At 60.8% G+C, this 19,175-nt stretch carries 18 protein-coding genes and 2 pseudogenes; 14 read left to right on the top strand and 6 right to left on the bottom strand.

The genetic code is table 11. The features are described 5' to 3' along the window. Window positions 1-31: 31 nt before the first annotated feature. Together purF and AB8B33_RS04630 are read left to right on the top strand one after the other, a co-directional pair. Entirely contained in the window at window positions 32-1,522 is a 1,491-nt protein-coding gene (gene purF / locus AB8B33_RS04635) for an amidophosphoribosyltransferase (protein ID WP_439014511.1), read from the top strand. 79 nt (window positions 1,523-1,601) lie between these two features. Next, window positions 1,602-2,342 (top strand): SDR family NAD(P)-dependent oxidoreductase, encoded by a 741-nt coding sequence (locus AB8B33_RS04630; RefSeq protein WP_310382837.1) that lies wholly within the window; start codon window positions 1,602-1,604, stop codon window positions 2,340-2,342. A gap of 9 nt (window positions 2,343-2,351) precedes the next feature. Here AB8B33_RS04630 and AB8B33_RS04625 read toward each other — a convergent pair whose 3' ends face one another. After that, complete coding sequence (locus AB8B33_RS04625; RefSeq protein WP_439014510.1) at window positions 2,352-3,101, bottom strand: glycoside hydrolase family 25 protein; 750 nt, start codon at window positions 3,099-3,101, stop codon at window positions 2,352-2,354. Window positions 3,102-3,455: 354 nt separating this feature from the next. Here AB8B33_RS04625 and cysS point away from each other — a divergent pair, with 354 nt between their 5' ends. Genes cysS through cimA form a run of 6 tightly spaced genes read left to right on the top strand, consistent with a single transcriptional unit; the run spans window position 3,456 to window position 8,864 of the window. Then, window positions 3,456-4,832, top strand: coding sequence for a cysteine--tRNA ligase (gene cysS, locus AB8B33_RS04620; protein WP_439014509.1), 1,377 nt, complete (start codon window positions 3,456-3,458; stop codon window positions 4,830-4,832). Next, entirely contained in the window at window positions 4,829-5,305 is a 477-nt protein-coding gene (locus tag AB8B33_RS04615) for a GFA family protein (protein WP_439014508.1), read from the top strand. Before cysS ends, AB8B33_RS04615 begins: the two co-directional genes overlap by 4 nt. Window positions 5,306-5,313: 8 nt before the next feature. Then, on the top strand, window positions 5,314-5,790 hold the full coding sequence (locus AB8B33_RS04610) for a GFA family protein (protein ID WP_439017187.1): 477 nt from the start codon (window positions 5,314-5,316) through the stop codon (window positions 5,788-5,790). Then, window positions 5,787-6,263, top strand: a complete 477-nt coding sequence (locus AB8B33_RS04605) for a GFA family protein (protein WP_439014507.1) — start codon at window positions 5,787-5,789, stop codon at window positions 6,261-6,263. The genes AB8B33_RS04610 and AB8B33_RS04605 overlap by 4 nt, the downstream gene beginning before the upstream one ends. After that, entirely contained in the window at window positions 6,260-7,219 is a 960-nt protein-coding gene (gene pip / locus AB8B33_RS04600; protein ID WP_439014506.1) for a prolyl aminopeptidase, read from the top strand. The genes AB8B33_RS04605 and pip overlap by 4 nt, the downstream gene beginning before the upstream one ends. Window positions 7,220-7,247: 28 nt before the next feature. After that, window positions 7,248-8,864 carry a citramalate synthase gene (gene cimA, locus AB8B33_RS04595; protein WP_007820198.1) on the top strand — a complete coding sequence of 539 codons (1,617 nt, stop codon included), beginning with the start codon at window positions 7,248-7,250 and terminating at the stop codon, window positions 8,862-8,864. A 104-nt stretch (window positions 8,865-8,968) separates the two neighbouring features. On the opposite strand, the gene AB8B33_RS04590 is transcribed toward cimA, so the two are convergent. Then, a complete protein-coding gene (locus AB8B33_RS04590) occupies window positions 8,969-9,829 on the bottom strand; it encodes a protein-L-isoaspartate O-methyltransferase family protein (protein WP_439014505.1) in 861 nt (286 codons plus the stop codon). Between the two features lie 113 nt (window positions 9,830-9,942). Between AB8B33_RS04590 and rarD the strand changes: the two genes are divergently transcribed. Next, complete coding sequence (gene rarD / locus AB8B33_RS04585) at window positions 9,943-10,857, top strand: EamA family transporter RarD (RefSeq protein ID WP_439014504.1); 915 nt, start codon at window positions 9,943-9,945, stop codon at window positions 10,855-10,857. 68 nt (window positions 10,858-10,925) lie between these two features. On the opposite strand, the gene AB8B33_RS04580 is transcribed toward rarD, so the two are convergent. Then, entirely contained in the window at window positions 10,926-11,549 is a 624-nt protein-coding gene (locus tag AB8B33_RS04580) for a TIGR00730 family Rossman fold protein (RefSeq protein WP_081493273.1), read from the bottom strand. A gap of 156 nt (window positions 11,550-11,705) precedes the next feature. Between AB8B33_RS04580 and AB8B33_RS04575 the strand changes: the two genes are divergently transcribed. The 5 genes and pseudogenes from AB8B33_RS04575 to AB8B33_RS04555 all read left to right on the top strand — a co-directional run bounded on the left by AB8B33_RS04575 (window position 11,706) and on the right by AB8B33_RS04555 (window position 17,792). After that, window positions 11,706-13,751, top strand: a complete 2,046-nt coding sequence (locus tag AB8B33_RS04575) for a LysM peptidoglycan-binding domain-containing protein (protein WP_439014503.1) — start codon at window positions 11,706-11,708, stop codon at window positions 13,749-13,751. A 163-nt stretch (window positions 13,752-13,914) separates the two neighbouring features. After that, window positions 13,915-15,792 carry an ABCB family ABC transporter ATP-binding protein/permease gene (locus tag AB8B33_RS04570; protein ID WP_439014502.1) on the top strand — a complete coding sequence of 626 codons (1,878 nt, stop codon included), beginning with the start codon at window positions 13,915-13,917 and terminating at the stop codon, window positions 15,790-15,792. A gap of 133 nt (window positions 15,793-15,925) precedes the next feature. Beyond that, window positions 15,926-16,627: pseudogene (locus tag AB8B33_RS04565) on the top strand (phosphatidylserine decarboxylase); the annotation flags it as partial. 18 nt (window positions 16,628-16,645) lie between these two features. After that, window positions 16,646-17,491 carry a CDP-diacylglycerol--serine O-phosphatidyltransferase gene (gene pssA, locus AB8B33_RS04560; protein WP_113324910.1) on the top strand — a complete coding sequence of 282 codons (846 nt, stop codon included), beginning with the start codon at window positions 16,646-16,648 and terminating at the stop codon, window positions 17,489-17,491. A gap of 166 nt (window positions 17,492-17,657) precedes the next feature. Continuing rightward, window positions 17,658-17,792: a hypothetical protein gene (locus tag AB8B33_RS04555; protein ID WP_018115574.1), complete on the top strand. Its 135-nt coding sequence runs from the start codon at window positions 17,658-17,660 to the stop codon at window positions 17,790-17,792. Here AB8B33_RS04555 and AB8B33_RS04550 read toward each other — a convergent pair. The 3 genes and pseudogenes from AB8B33_RS04550 to AB8B33_RS04540 form a co-directional block, all read right to left on the bottom strand. Further along, window positions 17,789-17,921: pseudogene (locus tag AB8B33_RS04550) on the bottom strand (amino acid transporter); the annotation flags it as partial. The gene AB8B33_RS04555 and the pseudogene AB8B33_RS04550 sit on opposite strands and share 4 nt — an antisense overlap. Window positions 17,922-17,979: 58 nt before the next feature. Then, the gene (locus AB8B33_RS04545; RefSeq protein WP_310382827.1) at window positions 17,980-18,744 is read right to left on the bottom strand and encodes an SOS response-associated peptidase; all 765 of its coding nucleotides are present in this window, start codon (window positions 18,742-18,744) and stop codon (window positions 17,980-17,982) included. Between the two features lie 95 nt (window positions 18,745-18,839). Continuing rightward, complete coding sequence (locus AB8B33_RS04540) at window positions 18,840-19,160, bottom strand: YnfA family protein (protein WP_439014501.1); 321 nt, start codon at window positions 19,158-19,160, stop codon at window positions 18,840-18,842. Between the last annotated feature and the right edge of the window lie 15 nt (window positions 19,161-19,175).

The following is a 19,175-nucleotide window of genomic DNA, read 5'->3' as shown; positions in this document are numbered from 1 at the left end:
TCCATTCTTGTGAGAGCAGAGGCCCGCAGAAATGAACCAGTCCCATTCCTTCCCGATTGACGATCCGCTCGACGGAGATACGCTGCATGAGGAATGCGGCGTTTTCGGAATTCTGGGACATCCCGATGCGGCAGCGCTGACGGCGCTTGGCTTGCATGCGCTTCAGCATCGCGGGCAGGAAGCGGCCGGTATCGTCTCCTTCGACGGCAAGCGCTTCCATCAGGAACGCCATATGGGCCTCGTCGGCGACCATTATACCAACCCGATGACGCTCGCCCGCCTGCCCGGCAGCATGTCGATCGGCCATACGCGCTATTCGACAACAGGCGAAGTGGCGATGCGCAACGTGCAGCCGCTCTTTGCCGAGCTGGAAGAAGGCGGCATCGCCATTGCCCATAACGGCAATTTCACCAATGGCCTGACGCTGCGCCGCCAGATCATCGCAACCGGCGCCATCTGTCAGTCGACGTCGGATACCGAAGTCGTCCTTCACCTCATCGCCCGCTCCCGCCACACTTCCACAACCGATCGCTTCATCGACGCCATCCGCCAGATGGAAGGCGGCTATTCGATGCTCGCCATGACGCGCACGAAGCTGATTGCCGCGCGTGACCCCACCGGCATCCGCCCGCTGGTCATGGGTGAACTCGACGGCAAGCCGATCTTCTGCTCGGAAACCTGCGCTCTCGACATCATCGGCGCCAAGTTCATCCGCGACGTGGAGAATGGCGAAGTCGTCATCTGCGAAATCCAGCCCGACGGTTCGATCAGCATCGATGCGCGCAAGCCCAGCAAGCCGCAGCCGGAACGCCTCTGCCTGTTCGAATATGTCTATTTCGCCCGTCCGGATTCGGTCGTCGGCGGCCGCAACGTCTATACGACGCGCAAGAGCATGGGCATGAACCTTGCCAAGGAATCGCCTGTCGATGCCGACGTGATCGTGCCTGTTCCCGATGGCGGCACACCTGCTGCTCTCGGCTATGCGCAGGCAAGCGGCATTCCCTTCGAATACGGCATCATCCGTAACCACTATGTCGGCCGCACGTTCATCGAGCCGACGCAGCAGATCCGCGCTTTCGGCGTGAAGCTGAAGCATTCCGCCAACCGGGCGATGATCGAAGGCAAGCGCGTGGTACTGGTGGACGATTCCATCGTGCGCGGTACGACCTCGCTGAAGATCGTGCAGATGATCCGTGAAGCCGGCGCCAAGGAAGTGCATATCCGCGTTGCGAGCCCGATGATCTTCTTTCCGGATTTCTACGGTATCGATACGCCTGACGCCGATAAGCTCCTGGCAAACCAGTATGCCGATGTCGAAGCCATGGCCAAATATATCGGCGCGGATTCGCTGGCCTTCCTGTCGATCAACGGCCTCTATCGCGCCGTCGGCGGCGAAGACCGCAACAACGCCCGCCCGCAGTTCACCGACCACTATTTCACCGGTGACTATCCGACCCGCCTGCTCGACAAGAACGGCGAGTCCATGGGCAACAAGATTTCCATGCTTGCCAGCAACGGCTGAGCCGCTTCCGCTTTGACTTTCCTATCTGGGGCGCCTATTGCGCCCCTTACCTTTTCAAGCGCATCGGGAACCGGGGCAGATGAACATCAATCTTGAAGGCAAGATCGCGCTGGTCACAGGCGCATCGCGCGGCATCGGCTATTTCACGGCACTCGAACTCGCCAAGGCCGGTGCGCATGTGATTGCCTGCGCCCGCACCGTTGGCGGCTTGGAAGAGCTCGACGATGCCATCAAGGCCGCGGGCGGTTCCGCGACGCTGGTTCCCTTCGATCTCGCCGACATGGAAGCGATCGACCGCCTCGGCGGCTCGATCTTCGAGCGCTGGGGCAAGCTCGACATTCTCGTCGCCAATGCCGGCGTGCTCGGCGTCATCTCGCCGATCGGCCATATCGAGGCGAAGGTCTTCGAGAAGGTCATGAACATCAACGTGAATGCCACCTGGCGTCTCATCCGCTCGGTCGATCCGCTGCTGACCCGCTCTGATGCCGGCCGCGCCGTCATCATGTCCTCAGGCGCCGCCCACAAATGCCGGCCCTTCTGGAGCGCCTATTCCGCCTCCAAGGCCGCTGTCGAAGCATTGGCGCGCACCTGGGCCGGCGAGACGCAATCGACGCCGCTGCGTATCACCAGCGTCGATCCGGGTGCCACGCGCACCGCCATGCGCGCGCAGGCGGTTCCGGGTGAAGACCCGATGAGCCTGCCGCATCCTTCCGAGGTGGCGAAAGCAATCCTTCCCTTGCTCGGCCCCGGCGTGACCGAGACCGGTAAGCTGTTCATTGTACGCGAGAACAAGCTGGTGGATTACCAGCTGCCGGAATAGCCGGACGCTTCAATTCGCTGCAGCAGTCGCGAACAGATGAGCGAAACCGGTCTCCGACGCGCACATCGCGTTAAGATCGACCGGTCCCTGGATACCGTCCAAGGTGCCGTTATCGGCGAATTGCCAGATTGACCAGTGACTGCATTCTTCCTGCCTAGGTTCCTTGAAGACGCTTCGAAGCCACAGGTAATGGTCGGGGAACCGTGATTCATTGCCTTTCAGATATTGATCAAAGAACTCCTGAGTAACGTAAAAAATGGGCTTCTCGGGAAAGGTGCCTTTCAACTCGACGAAGAACGCGTTCACCTCGGCAGCCATTTCCTCGATCGTTGGAATCTTGTTGCAGTTGCCGACAAACTCCAGATCGACTGCAATGGGTAGAGTCCCCGGCTCCTTTGACACCGTCGCCAGGACATTCTGCGCCTGATCCTTGCCCGGGCGACAGAAGGTGAAGAAATGATACGCACCCCTTACCAGTCCGGCATCCCCGGCACGCTGCCAATTCTCGGCAAATTTGGAATCCCGGTGATCTCCGCCTTCGGTCGCCTTCATGATCGCAAAACGGACATTCGCCTGCGACGCGACAGTCTTCCAATCGATATCGCCTTGATGGTGGCTGACATCGATACCCTGGATCGGATAGCGGCTTAGAGACGGATTGTTGAAGCGAAGCATACCGAAATCATAGGCGAAATATGCGGCGGACGCGATTGTCAGAATTGCGGTCGCTCCTATTGTCCATCGTGCCGCTCTCCTCACCCAATCCCCCTATTTTCACCGGTTTCGCAATTGGCTATGCAAGATTTGCGTCTTGAAAATGACCAAAAATCTTAAAGCAAGCACGCCTCCTTTACTGGATGTCCATCGCGGCCATCGATTCACGAGATGGATAGCTCCGGTTGCCCGCGGGATCGTTGCTCGCCCTCTTGACCAAACTCCGATCCCACGCCATAAAACGCGTCATGAAAACGGTTACCTGCATTATTTGCCGGAAGATTATTCGCTAGCCCAAAGCTGGCCTGGCCGTTTTCGTCTCCCAAATTTCCAAGATGCGAAACGCCCCGGCCTGCCGGTGGTGGTATATTTTCTGCATATGCATTTTAGGAGAGTGAAATGGGCGGCACGCCGGAACTGAAGCTGTACAATACGCTGACGCGGGAGAAATCGGTCTTCAAGCCGATCGATGCCGAAAACGTCCGCATGTATGTGTGCGGCCCGACGGTCTATGATTACGCCCATATCGGCAATGCGCGACCGGTCATCGTCTTCGACGTGCTGTTCCGCCTGTTGCGCCATGTCTACGGCGAAAGCCACGTCACTTATGCCCGCAACATCACCGATGTCGACGACAAGATCAACGCGCGGGCGCTGCGCGACTATCCGGGCCTGCTGCTGAATGCGGCGATCCGGGCGGTCACGGAAAAGACCGAGAGGCAGTTTCTTGACGATGCCTTGGCACTCGGCTCGCTCGAGCCGACGTTGCAGCCGCGCGCCACCGACAATATCGCTGAGATGATCGCGATCATCGAGCGGCTGATTGCGCGCGGCCATGCCTATCAGGCATCAGGCGAGGTACTGTTCGACACCAGGTCGATGGCCGATTACGGCCAGCTTTCGAAGCGCAATCTCGATGAGCAGCAGGCGGGCGCCCGCGTTGCCGTCGATGCTCACAAGAAGAGCCCCGGCGACTTCGTGCTCTGGAAACTCTCCGACGACAACGAACCCGGCTGGGAAAGCCCGTGGGGTCGAGGCCGCCCAGGCTGGCATATCGAGTGCTCGGCCATGAGCGGGCGCTATCTTGGCGACGTCTTCGATATCCATGGCGGCGGGCTGGACCTGATCTTCCCGCATCATGAAAACGAGATCGCCCAGTCGCGTTGCGCCCATGGCACGGACGTGATGGCGAATGTCTGGATGCATAACGGCTTCTTGCAGGTCGAAGGCCGCAAGATGTCGAAATCCGAAGGCAATTTCGTCACCATCTACGAGTTGCTGCACACGGAAACATTCGCCGGCCGCCAGTGGCCGGGCGAAGTGCTGCGTCTTGCGATGCTGATGACGCACTATCGCGAGCCGATCGACTTCTCGGTGAAGCGGCTGGAGGAAGCCGAGCGGCTGCTCGCCAAATGGCCGGCGGCCGAACCCGGCGATGCCAAGCCGGATGAGACCGTGCTGAATGCGCTCGCCGACGACCTCAATACGGTCGCGGCAGTGCAGGCGCTGCATGCGCTCGCCCAATCTGGAGACCCTGCCGTCTTCGCCGCCAGTGCCGCCCTGCTCGGTGTGCTGCCAAGGAAGACCGAGATCGACGAGGCGGTGGCTGCGGAAATCGATGCGCGGGTTAAGGCCCGGCTGGAACTGCTCAAGGCGAAGAACTTCGCCGAGGCTGACAAGATTCGCGATACGCTCGCCGCCGAGGGCATCCAGCTCAAAGACGGCAAGGATCCGGCAACGGGTGAACGCGTGACGACGTGGGAGGTGAAGAAATGAACACCTACACCGGCGGCTGCCAGTGCGGGGCGATCCGCTTCCGTGCCACAGGCGTCCCGCAGGATTCGTCGATCTGTCATTGCCGCATGTGCCAGAAGGCATTCGGCGCCTATTACGCGCCGCTGGTTTCCATGCGCGGGATGGAGTTCGAGTGGACCAGGGGGCAGCGCAAGACCTTCCGGTCCTCGAATTTCGTCAGCCGCGGCTTCTGTGGTGATTGCGGCACGCCGCTAACCTATGAGGCGCCTGACGGTGTGGCGGTTGCGGCAGGGGCGTTCGACGACCCATCGCTGCTGCGGCCGACCATCCAGTGGGGTATGGAAGGCAAGATCGGCTTCGTCGATCATCTGCATGAACTGCCGGGAGAACGGACCGAGGCGGACCTCGCCGTAGGCTCCTTCCTCCACGAAATCGTCTCCTATCAGCATCCGGACCATGATACGCCGGTCTGGCCACCGGAGGATCACGCTTGACGGCAAAGATGGAACTGACCGGTGGATGCCAGTGCGGCGCGGTTCGTTACAGGGCGAGCGGCGAACTCAACTATCCGCATATCTGCCACTGCCGCATGTGCCAGAAGGCCGCCGGCAATTATTTCCTGCCGCTTGCAGGGGTGATGCGGGTCGATTTCGAGTTGACGCGCGGCGAGCCGAAATGGTTCCACTCCTCCGGTCTCGTGCGGCGCGGCTTTTGCGGCGACTGCGGCACGCCGCTTTTCTATGATATTCCCGATGCTGACTCCATCACCATCGCGCTCGGCTCGCTGGATGATCCGCAGGCTGTAAAGCCCGTCATGCAATCCAATCTCGACAGCAAAATGGTCTGGTTTCATGCGCTCGATGGCTTGCCTGTCGAACCGGAACCGGAAACAACCGATCGCGAGGACAGGATCGCGGCGAGCAATCACCAGCATCCCGACCACGATACATCCCACTGGCCACCCGGAGCTCATCCATGACCGAGACGACAAGAACAGGCGGCTGCCAATGCGGCGCCGTGCGCTTCCGCATCACAGGAAAGCTCGGACGCCCGTCCATCTGCCATTGCCGCATGTGCCAGAAGCAATTCGGCGGCTTCTTTTCAGCACTGGTAACAGCGCCGGAGGAAGGCATGGAGTGGACACGCGGCGAACCCGCCTATTTCCAGTCTTCGGTCAATATCGAGCGCGGCTTCTGCCGGGATTGCGGTACTCCGATGACATATCGTCATCCGGGCGGGCTGGAGCTTGCGATCGGCACCTTCGACGACCGGAGCGACCTCGCCCCGCAGATCCAGGTCAATTATGATGCCCGCCTGCCCTGGGTCGAGACCATCTTCGACGCGCCGGTTCATAAGGACCCTGATTTCTATTCCCGGCAGGAGGCGATCATCTCCTTCCAGCATCCCGACCATGATACCGCCGTCTGGCCGGCGAAAGGCGTGAAGATATGACCGAAGTGCTGCGCACGCTTTATCCTGAGATCGAACCCTATGCTTCCGGCCATCTCGATGTCGGCGATGGCCACGTGATCTATTGGGAGCGCTGCGGCATGCCGGACGCCAAGCCGGCGGTCTTCCTGCATGGCGGTCCGGGCGGCGGCATTTCGCCTGCGCATCGCCGCGTGTTCGACCCGAAGCTCTATGACGTCCTCCTGTTCGACCAGCGCGGCTGTGGTAAGTCGACCCCGCATGCGAGCCTCGAAGCCAATACGACCTGGCATCTCGTTGCCGATATCGAGCGGCTGCGCGAGATGGCCGGCGTCGACAAATGGCAGGTCTTCGGCGGCTCCTGGGGCTCCACGCTGGCGCTTGCCTACGCCGAGAAACATCCGGAACGCGTTTCCGAACTCGTCGTGCGCGGCATTTACACGCTGACGCGGGCCGAACTCGACTGGTATTATCAGTTCGGCGTCTCCGAGATGTTCCCGGACAAGTGGGAGCGCTTTGTCGCACCCATCCCGCCTGAAGAACGCCATGAGATGATGCTCGCCTATAACCGCCGGCTTACCGGTCCGGACCGGGCCGTAGCGCTGAAGGCCGCGCAGGCCTGGAGCATCTGGGAAGGCGAGACGATTACGCTGCTGCCGGAGAAATCGACCAGCGGCAAGTTCGAGGAAGCCGAGTTCGCCTATGCCTTTGCGCGCATCGAGAACCACTTCTTCGTCCATGCCGGATGGATGGAGGAAGGCCAGCTGCTGCGCGATGCCTATAAGCTGAAGGATATCCCCGGCGTCATCGTGCACGGGCGTTATGACATGCCCTGCCCGGCCAAATATGCCTGGATGCTGCACAAGGCATGGCCAAAGGCCGAATTCCACCTGATCGAGGGTGCGGGCCATGCCTTTTCGGAGCCCGGTATTCTCGACCAGCTGATCCGGGCGACGGACCGGTTCGCAGGAAAACAATAAAGGCCGCAAGCGGCGACAGGAAACACCCATGACACGCGAAAGAATCTACCTCTTCGATACGACGCTCCGGGACGGACAGCAGACGCCCGGCATCGACTTTTCCGTCGAGGACAAGATTGCGATTGCAAGCATGCTGGACGAGTTCGGGCTCGACTATGTCGAGGGCGGTTATCCGGGCGCAAACCCGACCGATACTGCCTTCTTCGCTGAGAAGCGCACGAACCAGGCCTCTTTCGTCGCCTTCGGCATGACGAAACGCCCCGGTGTTTCCGCCTCCAACGATCCGGGTATTGCCGGCCTGCTGCAGGCGCGCAGCGACGCCATCTGTTTCGTCGCCAAGAGCTGGGATTACCACGTGCAAGTGGCGCTTGGCTGCACCAATGAGGAAAACCTCGAATGCATCGCCGAAAGCGTGAAAGCCGCTGTTGCCGCCGGCAAGGAGGCACTGGTCGACTGCGAGCATTTCTTCGACGGCTACAAGGCCAATCCGGAATATGCGCTCGCCTGCGCAAGGACAGCCTATGAGAACGGCGCGCGCTGGGTGGTGCTCTGCGATACCAATGGCGGCACGCAGCCGCCGGAGGTGCGCGCCATCGTCGAGGCCGTGATTGCCTTCGGCGTGCCGGGGCACTGTCTCGGTATCCATGCACATAACGATACCGGCCAGGCGGTCGCCAATTCGCTCGCCGCCGTCGAGGCGGGCGTACGCCAGATCCAGGGCACGCTGAACGGCGTCGGCGAGCGCTGCGGCAATGCCAATCTGGTGACATTGATCCCGACATTGGCGCTGAAGAGCGCCTACAACACGCGTTTCGAAACGGCGATCGATGCGGATCGGCTGACCAATCTCACCCGCCTGTCGCATGCCTTCGACGAGCTGCTGAACCGCTCGCCGGATCATCAGATGCCCTATGTCGGCGCCTCTGCCTTCGCTACCAAGGCCGGCATCCACGCCTCGGCGCTGCTGAAGGACCCGCGCACTTACGAGCACGTGCCGCCGGAAAGTGTCGGTAATTTCCGCAAGGTCATGGTCTCGGATCAGGGCGGCAAGGCAAACTTCATCAATGCGCTGAGGCGGCGCGGTATCGATGTCGCCAAGGACGATCCGAAGCTCGATCTGTTGATCTCCATCGTCAAGGAGCGCGAGGCATCCGGCTATGCCTATGAGGGGGCCGATGCGAGCTTCGAGCTTCTGGCGCGCCGTACCATGGGCACCATTCCGGATTTCTTCACCATCGACGGCTTCCGGGTGATGATCGAACGGCGCTTCGATTCCCACGGCCGCATCAAGATCGTCTCCGAAGCCGTCGTGAAGATCGCCATCGACGGCCAGACGCTGATGTCGGTTGCGGAAGCCGAGGGACCGGTCAATGCGCTCGACCTCGCGCTGCGCAAGGATTTCGGCAAGTATCAGCATGAGATCGACGATCTTGTGCTCGCCGATTTCAAGGTGCGTATCCTCAATGGCGGCACCGAGGCCATCACCCGCGTTCTCATCGAATCCACCGATTCCAGCGGCGTGCGCTGGTGGACGGTCGGCGTGTCCGAAAACATCATCGACGCCTCGTTCCAGGCGCTGATGGATTCGGTCATCTACAAGCTGATGAAGAACCGGCAGCTCGCCGGCAAGATCGCGGCCGAGTGAGCTAAAGCAATTCCAGCAAAAGTGTGCAGCGGTTTTGCGTCCGGAATTGCGTGAGAATAAAAGAGATAGGGCATTTCCGTGTTTCGAAGAAAAACGAAAGTGCCCTATAGGAGGCCCCAGTCCTCCTCCGAATACCATTCGTCCTCCTGCTTCGGCTCTTTCCAGCGCAGCCGCGTGACCCTTCCCATGCCGCCCTGCCGGAAAGTGGAGTCCAGCACCTTGTATGTCTCGATCGTGCCGGTCGCGCCATGGCCCCAGACGAAGACGGTAGGGCTCAAATAACGGGCGCGATAGTGTTCGGGCGTGCGCTGGATCAGGAAGAAGCCGCCGCGCGCGCTGCGTGGCCGCAAATTGTCGTTGCCATCCCGCGAGGGAGCGCAGAGCGGAAAGATCAGCCTGCCGCCGATGGCGAGATTGTCCACCCAGGCTTCGGACGGCCTATGGACCCCGAAATTGACGTAGATCGCGTCGGCCGGCGACTGCGGCCATTCCAGGCCGTTGCCGCAGACAACCTCGACATTGCCATAGGGAGCCAGGTTGGCAATGGCGCGGGCGGCGAGATCCCGGTCATATTCGATCGCCGAGACATGGCCACCGCTGCCCACCAGATGCGACAGCATGGCGGTGTAATAACCACCGCCGACGCCGATGTGACAGGCTGTATCGCCGGGTTGAGATGCCAGCCAGTGGAGGCCGAGCGCATGAAGCGAGGGGCTGCCGTTGTTGACCTGCCTTCCCTCCTGCAGCGCAATCAGAACATCCTGATAGAGGATGACGGGATCGGTCGACGGCATATCCTGATAGCCGGTCCCGTTTGCCATGCGCCACGGCGGCGGGTCCAGGAAATCCTCACGTGGCACTGTGGCAAAAGCCTGTCGCAGCCGCTCGTCGCCCACGATACCCATCTTCGCCAGCATTTGAGTGGCATAGGCTTGCCGGCAAATCGCCAGTTCCGTTTCGTCCATGCTTGCCTCCCGCGTTGCCAGGCGCATGCGGATCCATTCACTGAAATGAATTGGCCTATTCACGCCGCTTAAGCTAATCCGGATCAGAAACAGAACAAAGATGGAAACACCCGATGTCTGCCGATGCAAGCGCCCCCCTCATCAAGAACGAAGACAGTCCACGCGGCTTTGCCTTCGCGCTGACGGCCTATCTTCTGTGGGGCTTCCTGCCGATCTATATGAAGGCTCTGGCGCATATTTCGCCTGCCGAAGTCATCGCCCACCGTATCGTCTGGTCGCTGCCGCTCGCCGGCATTGTGCTTCTGGTGCTGGGGCGCACGCAGGATATCGCTATTGCGCTGCGTTCACCGCGCATGCTCGCCATGGCAATGATGACCGCGGCGCTGATCACCATGAACTGGGGCACCTATGTCTGGGCGATCGGCGCCGGCCATTCGCTCGATGCCGCCATGGGCTATTTCATCAATCCGCTCTTCAGCATCTTCCTCGGCGCCGTGCTGCTCAAGGAAAAGCTGCAGCCGATGCAGATCGCGGCGATCTGCCTTGCCGGCCTTGCGGTCGTCGTGCTCGCCTTCGATAGCGGCGGCATTCCCTGGGTGGCGCTGACGCTGGCGATCAGCTGGGGCTTCTATGCGCTGTTTCGCAAGACGTTGCCGCTCGGGCCGAACCAAGGCTTCTTCCTGGAAGTGCTGATCCTCAGCCTGCCAGCACTGCTCTATATCCTCTACCTGGAATTCGTCAGCGGCGAAGGGCATCTGTACCGCACGAGCCTTAGCGATACCGCCCTGCTGCTTGGCTGCGGGCTGATCACCGCCGTACCGCTGATGATCTACGCCAATGGCGCCAAGCTGCTGAAGCTCTCGACCATCGGCATCATGCAGTATATCGCGCCGACCATGATCTTCCTGATTGCCGTTTTCGGTTTCGGAGAAGAACTGGATACGGCGCGCATGATCGCCTTCCCGCTGATCTGGGCCGGCCTGTTCTTCTACAGCTGGTCTATGTTGAGGACGACGCGCGGACGTTAGACCTGCGCCTGTCTGCATGTAATTCCAGCAAAACCGCTGCGCACTTTTGCTGGAATTGCTTCGGCGACTTACATCTTCGAGATCACGTCATCCTCGCCGTCACGGTCGGCGGCAAGCTCTGCCGCCTGCGCCATGATGGCCGGAATGATGCCCGATATCTCATCGATGACCAGCGGCTGCACGCGATGGGCAGTGTGCAGGAAGCCCTCGCCCGTCATGTGGCGCAGGAGCTCCATCATCGGATCCCAGAAGCCGTTGATGTTGGCGAAGACCATCGGCTTTTCGTGACGGCCGAGCTGTGCCCAGGTCATGATTTCGACGATCTCTTCCAGCGTGCCGATACCGCCCGGCAAGGCCACGAAGGCATCCGAGCGCTCGAACATCGTGTGTTTGCGCGCATGCATGTCAGGGGTTACAATAAGCTCGTTGAGTTGGCCGAGCGAATGGCGAGTCGCCTCCATGTCGATCAGGAACTCGGGAATGATGCCCGTCACCTGACCGCCGTTGGATAGGGTCCCGCTGGCCACAGCACCCATGATGCCCTTAGTGCCACCGCCGTAGATGAGGCGAAGGCCATATTCCGCGATCTCTTTTCCGAGCGCGCGGCCGGCAGCCATATGGGAAGGATCGCGTCCCGGCCGAGAGCCGCAGTAAACGCAAATGGATCGAATCGGTACAGATTGTTCGGTCATAAGGGAAAAACAACTATTCCATTTCAATGCAGTCAAGAAAATTGACTGAAAAGCGGCTTCCGGAGCTTGCCTATTTGCTTTGAATGCTTGTGCAAAGCAACGGGAATCGCTAGCAATTTCTGAATACTACGGCAATTTGCCGCCTTTGGAGACGCAATGATGAAAAACCGTGCCGGCTTGCTGGCCCTCGCAGTGCTCGTAATCGCAATCATACTGATGGTGTTTTTCGTCATGCCACGGCTCGGCTCTGATGTGGCGAAGGTTGGTGACGCTATCAATCAGGCCGGCACCGAGGTCAACAACACGGTTAACGAAGCGTCTAAGACTTCCCGCTCCGCTGCCGCGGATGCCACAGAAGCCGCCCAGAAGGTCGGCAGCCTCACCGCCGATGCCGTGCGGTCTCTCTCCGGCCTGAAGGCGCTGTTTGCGGACGGTAAGGTGCCTGCTGCCGATGCGCTGGCAGGCGCAAAGACTGCCGCCGTGAATACGCTGACCACGATCGTCGATTTCGCTGCCCCTGAAGGTCTCGATACTACCACCGCAAGCCTCGTCTCCAAGGCCAAGGACGGTGCGGGCAAGGCGCGCGACATCATCCGCAATCTCCCTGAAAATGCGGCCGACGCATTGGCCGCCCTCGCACGGGCCGAAGCCGCGCTGACCGGTGCGCCGGAGCCAACCGGCCAACCGGCCGCAGCCAATAACCAGACTGCTCCCACAGCCGATACCGCTGCCAACACCGGCCCGAAGATCCCAGCTTTCGACGTGCTGCGTGTCGAGCCGGATGGTTCGACCGTCATTGCCGGCTCGGCTGAGCCGCATGGCAAGCTGGAAGTGCTCGACGGCGACAAGGTGGTCGTAACAACCGATGTCGACGGCACCGGCGATTTTGCGGCCGTTCTCGACAATCCGCTTCCAGCCGGCGACCATCAGCTCGTGCTGAAAGTAACCGGCAAGGATGGCAAGACCACGCTGTCTGAAGAAGTTGCAACCGTTTCCGTGCCGAAGGATGGCAGCGGCAGCGAGTTGCTCGCCATGGTTTCCAAGCCGGGCACGGCAAGCCGCATCATCACCGCACCGAAGGCTGAGGTCGCAAACGCCCAGCCGCCGGCTGCTGACAGCTCGCAGCCTGCCCCTAATAGTGGTGCTCCGAGCGACCAGGTCGCGATGCAGACGCCGAATATGCCCGTGACATCTGATGGTGCGGGCAAAACAGCACCTCCTCTTCCCAGCACTCAGCAGGGCACCGAGGCTGTTGCCGATGTGGTGATCACTGCTGTGGAGATCGAAGGCAACAAGATCTTCGTGGCCGGCACGGCGCGCGCCAATGCCAAGGTTATCGGTTACGCCGATGATGCGCTGATCGGCCAGGATACCGCGGAGCCGGATGGTCACTTCGTTATCAGCGGCGCGATGGACCTCCCGGTCGGTGATCACAAGATCCGTGTCGATGTCGTCGATGGGACGGGCAAGGTCCTCATCCGCGCGACCGTCAATTTCAACCGTCCGGAAGGCGATCAGGTAACGGTTGCCGCGCAGTCCGGCAGTAATGCCAATGTCAATCAGGCGACGGTGCCGCTCGACGAGGGCCAGCTCGGCAAGCTCAAGGGCGATGCGACGAAAGCCTTCGGCCTGCTGAAGGGGCTGTTCGCAGACGGCAAGGTGCCGGGTGCCGAGCAGCTTGCGGCAGCCCGCTCGGCCACCGAGTTCGCGCTGCGCTCTCTCGTCGACTTCCGTCCGGGCATCGATGCTACCGACGCCTTCAAGCAGGCATCGGCTTCCGCCTCACAGGTTGCGGCGAATGCGCTGACAGTGCTGCAGAGCCTGCCGAAGGATGCCAAGTCGGTCGGCGCGGTACTCGACAAGCTCGGCTCGATCATCGCCGAACTGACGGTTCCCGGTGCCAATGTCGCGCCGATGCCCTCAAACGAGGTATCGGACGCCAGCCAGCCAAAGACGATTGAGCAGGCGCCGCTGACGGCAAACAACAACGCGGTCATCATTCGCCGTGGCGATACGCTCTGGCAGATCTCCCGGCGTACCTATGGCCTTGGTGTGCGCTATACGACAATCTACATCGCCAATGAGGACAAGATCCTCAATCCGGACCGCATCCGTCCGGGCCAGGTCTTCGGCCTGCCGAAGGATGCGCTTCCGAATGCCGAGGAACTGCACCGCAAGCGGCTCTCGGGCGGGCATCTCTAAATCAAAAAAACGGCGGCCCATCGGCCGCCGTTTTCGTTAAGACCGGCGCGCAACACCCCGCCTATAAAATCCCCGTCAATGTTGTAATCCGCCAGCCGGTGGCATATCTCGCGGAAGCGGCGACAAGCCGCGGCGATAGCGGCCCGCCGGGCTGGAGAAAAGCATGGCAAACGGCAAGACAGTTTCAGACTCCAACCTGTTGGGAACGCTCTACAATCTCTGGCCCTATATGTGGCCGAAGGATAGGCCGGATCTCAGGATGCGGGTCGTATGGGCCTCGGTCTACCTGCTGATCTCGAAGTTCGTCCTGCTGCTGGTGCCCTATTTCTTCAAGTGGTCCACCGATGCGCTGAACGGCAGGATGGACCTGCAGGGCACGCTGCCGCCGCTGCTGATCGGCGCCACCGCCCTCGTCATCGCCTATAACCTGACGCGCCTCATCCAGCTCGCCCTCAACCAGCTCAGAGACTCGCTCTTTGCCAGCGTCGGCCAATATGCGGTGCGCCAGCTTGCCTACCGCACCTTCGTGCATATGCATGAGCTTTCCCTGCGCTTCCATCTGGAGCGCAAGACGGGTGGGCTTTCGCGCATCATCGAGCGCGGCACCAAGGGCATCGAAACGATCGTGCGATTCACGATCCTGAACTCGATCCCGACGGTCATCGAATTCCTGCTGACGGCGGCGATCTTCTGGTGGGGTTACGGCTTCTCCTATCTCGCCGTCACCGCCTTCACCGTCTGGGCCTATATCTGGTTCACGATCCGCGCTTCCGACTGGCGCATCTCGATCCGTAGGGCGATGAACGACAGCGATACGGACGCCAATACCAAGGCGATCGACTCGCTCCTCAACTTCGAGACCGTCAAATATTTCGGCAATGAGGAGATGGAGGCCAAGCGCTTCGACAAGTCGATGGAGCGTTATGAGAAGGCGGCAACCGACGTCTGGACCTCGCTCGGCTGGCTGAACTTCGGCCAGGGCGTGATCTTCGGCATCGGCACGACGATCATGCTCGTCCTCTCGGCCTGGTCGGTGCAGAGCGGCGAACATACGATCGGCGATTTCGTTTTCGTCAATTCCATGCTGCTGCAGCTTTCCGTGCCGCTGAACTTCATCGGTTTCGTCTATCGCGAAATCCGCCAGGGGCTGATCGATATCGAGCAGATGTTCGATCTTCTGGAAGTGAAGGCCGAGGTGCTGGACGCGCCTGACGCGAAGGATCTTGCCATCGCCCAGGGCACCATCTCCTTCAAGGACGTGCATTTCGCCTATGATGCGGCCCGGCCGATCCTCAAGGGCATTTCCTTCGAGGTGCCGGCGGGCAAAACAGTTGCCGTCGTCGGCCCCTCGGGTGCCGGCAAATCGACACTGTCGCGCCTGCTCTATCGCTTCTACGATATCCAGAGCGGTTCCATCACCGTCGACGGGCAGGATATCCGCACGATCACTCAGAAGAGCCTGCGCTCGGTGATCGGCATGGTGCCGCAGGATACGGTGCTGTTCAACGACACTGTCGCCTATAACATACGCTATGGCCGCCCTTCGGCCAGTGAAGCCGAGGTGAAGCAGGCGGCTGAAATCGCCCAGATCGGACATTTCATCGAAATGCTGCCGGAGGGTTTCGAAACCAAGGTCGGCGAACGCGGGCTGAAGCTTTCAGGCGGCGAAAAGCAGCGCGTGGCGATTGCCCGCACTATCCTGAAGGCTCCGCCGATCCTGATCCTCGACGAGGCGACATCGGCGCTCGACACGACGACAGAGCGGGAAATCCAGACGGCACTCGATGTCGTTTCCAAGAACCGCACGACGCTGGTCATCGCCCACCGCCTGTCTACCGTGATTGGTGCCGACGAGATCATCGTGTTGAAGAGCGGGGAGATTGCCGAGCGCGGCACGCACGCGGCCCTTCTCGAACAGAATGGCCTCTATGCCTCGATGTGGAGCCGTCAGCGCGAAGCGACACAGGCCGAAGAGCATCTCAAGCAGGTTCGCGAAAGCGACGAGCTCGGCATCGTCAACCGGCTGGCGCCGGCGAGCTAGCGCAGTAAACGGGCGAGATCGTCCGTTTTGTTGTTCAGAACCGACGCGCTGGAGGCGGCCTGAGATCCACGCCATTGCTCCTCCTGTCGTTTTTCTGTAACCAGCGGATACGAAAAACGACAGGAGACCGGCATTCATGAGCTTGTTCGATACGGTTCGCAACACGATCGTTCCGGTGCACAAGGAGGGTTACCCCTTCGTTGCCGCCTTCTTCGTCGCGTCGCTCGTATTGGGCTGGATCTTCAAGCCGCTCTTCTGGATCGGCCTCATCCTGACGCTCTGGTGCGCCTATTTCTTCCGTGATCCCGAACGCGTCACGCCGCAGGACGACGATCTCGTCATTTCGCCGGCCGACGGCAAGGTTTCCTCGATCCAGATGGTCACGCCGCCCGCCGAGCTGAACCTCGGCAACGAACCGATGCTGCGCATCTCCGTGTTCATGAACGTCTTCAACTGCCATGTGAACCGCGCGCCGATGCGCGGCCGCATCGTCAGCATCAACTACCGCCCCGGTACCTTCGTGAATGCCGAGCTCGACAAGGCGAGTGAAGAGAATGAGCGCAACGGCCTCGTGATCGAGACCCACCACGGCCAGATCGGCGTGGTGCAGATCGCCGGCCTCGTGGCACGGCGTATCCTCTGCTTCTCGCATGCCAATGAACCTCTCGATGCGGGCGAGCGTTTCGGCCTCATTCGCTTCGGTTCGCGCCTCGATGTCTTCCTGCCGGCGGGTGCCGCCCCGCGCGTCTCGCTCGGCCAGACGGCGGTTGCCGGCGAGACTGTTATCGCCGAATTCGCCTCGACCAAGGGTCCGGTCATCAGCCGCCGCAGCTAATTTTCAGGAGAGCGCGATATGGAAACACCCTTTCCGCCCTTCGAACCGAACGGCCCGAACGACGATTCGGCCCGCGGGCCGCGCCTGCGCGAGATTCCGATCCGGCTCGTCGTTCCGAACCTCATCACTATCCTTGCCATCTGCGCCGGCCTGACCGGCATCCGGCTTGCCTTCGAAGGCCGCTACGAGCTGGCTGTCGCCATGGTGCTCGTCGCCGCATTCCTCGACGGCATCGACGGCCGTGTCGCGCGGCTGATGAAGGCCACGTCGAAATTCGGTGCGCAGATGGATTCGCTTGCCGATATCGTCAATTTCGGCGTCGCCCCTGCCCTCGTGGTCTATGTCTATGCACTTGACGCGGCGCGTTCGCTGGGCTGGATCGCGGCGCTCATCTACACGATCGCCGCCGGCCTCAGACTGGCGCGCTTCAACGTGATGTCGGAGCGCGAGAACCGCGCGCCCTGGCAATCGGAATATTTCGTCGGCGTGCCGGCCCCGGCCGGCGCAATGCTGGTGCTTCTGCCTGTCTATCTCGGCTTCCTCGGCCTCACCACCGACCGGACCTTCGCCTTTCTCTCCTCCGGCTACACGGTCCTCATCGCCTTCCTGCTCATCAGCCGCCTGCCTGTCTGGTCCGGTAAATCCGAAAGCCGGATGCGGCGTGATCTCGTGCTGCCAGCCATGCTCGGTGTCGTGATCTACGTCGCGCTGCTGATGAGCTTTACCTGGGAAGTGATGGTCTTCACCGTCTGCGCCTACCTCATTTCGCTGCCCTTCGGCGCGCGAAAGTGGAAGCGCAAATATGGCACGCTGACCATCGAGGAACCCGGTATCGGCGAGGACGACATCGGTCGCCACATCTGAGCATCTACTTTATTAAGTAAGTATTAACGAACGCAGGCTTCGGTTAAGCCTCGCGAATTATGGTCTGTGTTTACATTTCCTGATAGGCGGTGCCTCGCTTTTGTCGCTATTAAAGACAAAAGAACAAGACAGATAAAATTCTAGAGAAACACGTAAGGAGAGTATCGTGACCTCGAAGAAGTCGGAACAGCAGCAGGCAGCCAAGCCGGATCTCGCGACCAACTACCGCCCGCTCGGCCTCAAGGCCGTGGCTGCGGCCTCGATGATGGCAAAGCCGGCGCCGGTCAAGAAACTCGCCTAAGCGAGTGCGAAGAAGCGCACGAGCGGGCTGATTGACAGCAGGCTCATGACGATGCCGGATACGGACATCCAGAACCCGCCATGCGGCGGGTCTGGCAAAAATGGGCTGAAAGAGACGCGCCTCTTGGCCAAAACCGGCTGGCAGAGATCACCGGGTTTTCCATTCAACAGGATGGTGGGTTCGGGTTTCAAAAGAAGCTGAGCTGGCCGTCGTCAGATGTCTTTTTCTGCGGCTGCTTCGGCACCTTTTCGAGCGGCACTGGATCCTGCAGATCCGGCCCCATATTGGCGACCTTGTTGACCTTGTCGGAGACCGGGATCGCCTCGAAGAAATCCTCCTGGACCGGCTGCATCAGGTCGGCGACCTCACGCGGCTCCTGCGTCTTGCAGTCCAGCCAGCGGGAAAAATCCTCCGGCTTGATGACGACGGGCATGCGGTCGTGGATCGAAGAGATCGCGCTGTTGGCCTTGGTCGTCAGGATGGCGCCGGTATCGACCTCAGACCCATCGGCCGAGGACCATGTCTCCATGAGGCCGGCAAAGGCGATAACGCCGCCGCGGCGCGGCCGGATCCAATAGGCCTGTGCCTTCTCGCCGCTTTCCTTTGAGGGTCGATGCCATTCATAGAAGCCGGAGGCCGGAATGAGGATGCGGCGATGGCGCATGGCGGCGCGGAAGGAGGCTTTGCCGATTGCGGTTTCCGAGCGCGCATTGATCAGCAGCGGAAATTCCTTGGGATCCTTGACCCAGCCCGGCGTGAAGCCCCAACGCACCAGAAGCGCCCGGCGATCCGGCAGGTTGCTGCCCGGTTCCTGCCCTTCGCCCGCAATGACGACGAGGATCGGCTGCGTCGGCGCAATATTGTAACGCGCCGGAAAGCCTTCCAGCTCGGCGAGACTGAAAGCTTCGGCGATATCCTTGACCACTTCTGTCAGGGCAAAACGTCCGCACATGGGGATGTCTTTGCATCGTGCCCGACATCGGTCAAGGCGGTTTGCCCTCAAGCAATTCCAAATGGGGGGCGCTGCACATCTTTTGCGGAATTGTTCTAACTGCGCGGTGCAAAGAGGATGATCGCCGTCCCGACGAGGCAGACCATCGCGCCGCCGATGTCCCAGCGATCGGGAACGCGGTTTTCCGCCAGCCATAGCCACAGCAGTGAGGCGACGATGTAAATGCCGCCATAGGCCGCGAAGGTGCGCCCGGCCGCCTCGCTCGGCACCAGCGTCAGCAGCCAGGCAAAGAGCGCCAGCGACGCCATGCCGGGCGCCAGCCACCAGACGGGCTTTGCCAGCCGCAGCCAGGCCCAGAAGGCGAAGCAGCCGGCGATTTCGAAGAGGGCGGCAAGGGCATAGATCAGGTAGGTCACGGGCATCTCGCAGGA

The organism is Rhizobium sp. 768_B6_N1_8 (assembly GCF_051811225.1).
Classification (GTDB): Bacteria; Pseudomonadota; Alphaproteobacteria; order Rhizobiales; family Rhizobiaceae; genus Rhizobium.
The sequence above is the reverse complement of the archived record's forward strand: the minus strand, read 5'-3'. Positions and strand labels throughout refer to the sequence as shown.

Excerpts from the sequence above, each read along its gene's own strand:
- purF (WP_439014511.1), top strand. The coding sequence starts at position 32 with ATGAACCAGTCCCATTCCTTCCCGATTGACGATCCGCTCGACGGAGAT.
- AB8B33_RS04630 (WP_310382837.1), top strand. The coding sequence starts at position 1,602 with ATGAACATCAATCTTGAAGGCAAGATCGCGCTGGTCACAGGCGCATCG.
- cysS (WP_439014509.1), top strand. The coding sequence starts at position 3,456 with ATGGGCGGCACGCCGGAACTGAAGCTGTACAATACGCTGACGCGGGAG.
- AB8B33_RS04615 (WP_439014508.1), top strand. The coding sequence starts at position 4,829 with ATGAACACCTACACCGGCGGCTGCCAGTGCGGGGCGATCCGCTTCCGT.
- AB8B33_RS04610 (WP_439017187.1), top strand. The coding sequence starts at position 5,314 with ATGGAACTGACCGGTGGATGCCAGTGCGGCGCGGTTCGTTACAGGGCG.
- AB8B33_RS04605 (WP_439014507.1), top strand. The coding sequence starts at position 5,787 with ATGACCGAGACGACAAGAACAGGCGGCTGCCAATGCGGCGCCGTGCGC.
- pip (WP_439014506.1), top strand. The coding sequence starts at position 6,260 with ATGACCGAAGTGCTGCGCACGCTTTATCCTGAGATCGAACCCTATGCT.
- cimA (WP_007820198.1), top strand. The coding sequence starts at position 7,248 with ATGACACGCGAAAGAATCTACCTCTTCGATACGACGCTCCGGGACGGA.
- AB8B33_RS04590 (WP_439014505.1), bottom strand. The coding sequence starts at position 9,829 with ATGGACGAAACGGAACTGGCGATTTGCCGGCAAGCCTATGCCACTCAA.
- rarD (WP_439014504.1), top strand. The coding sequence starts at position 9,943 with ATGTCTGCCGATGCAAGCGCCCCCCTCATCAAGAACGAAGACAGTCCA.
- AB8B33_RS04580 (WP_081493273.1), bottom strand. The coding sequence starts at position 11,549 with ATGACCGAACAATCTGTACCGATTCGATCCATTTGCGTTTACTGCGGC.
- AB8B33_RS04575 (WP_439014503.1), top strand. The coding sequence starts at position 11,706 with ATGATGAAAAACCGTGCCGGCTTGCTGGCCCTCGCAGTGCTCGTAATC.
- AB8B33_RS04570 (WP_439014502.1), top strand. The coding sequence starts at position 13,915 with ATGGCAAACGGCAAGACAGTTTCAGACTCCAACCTGTTGGGAACGCTC.
- pssA (WP_113324910.1), top strand. The coding sequence starts at position 16,646 with ATGGAAACACCCTTTCCGCCCTTCGAACCGAACGGCCCGAACGACGAT.
- AB8B33_RS04545 (WP_310382827.1), bottom strand. The coding sequence starts at position 18,744 with ATGTGCGGACGTTTTGCCCTGACAGAAGTGGTCAAGGATATCGCCGAA.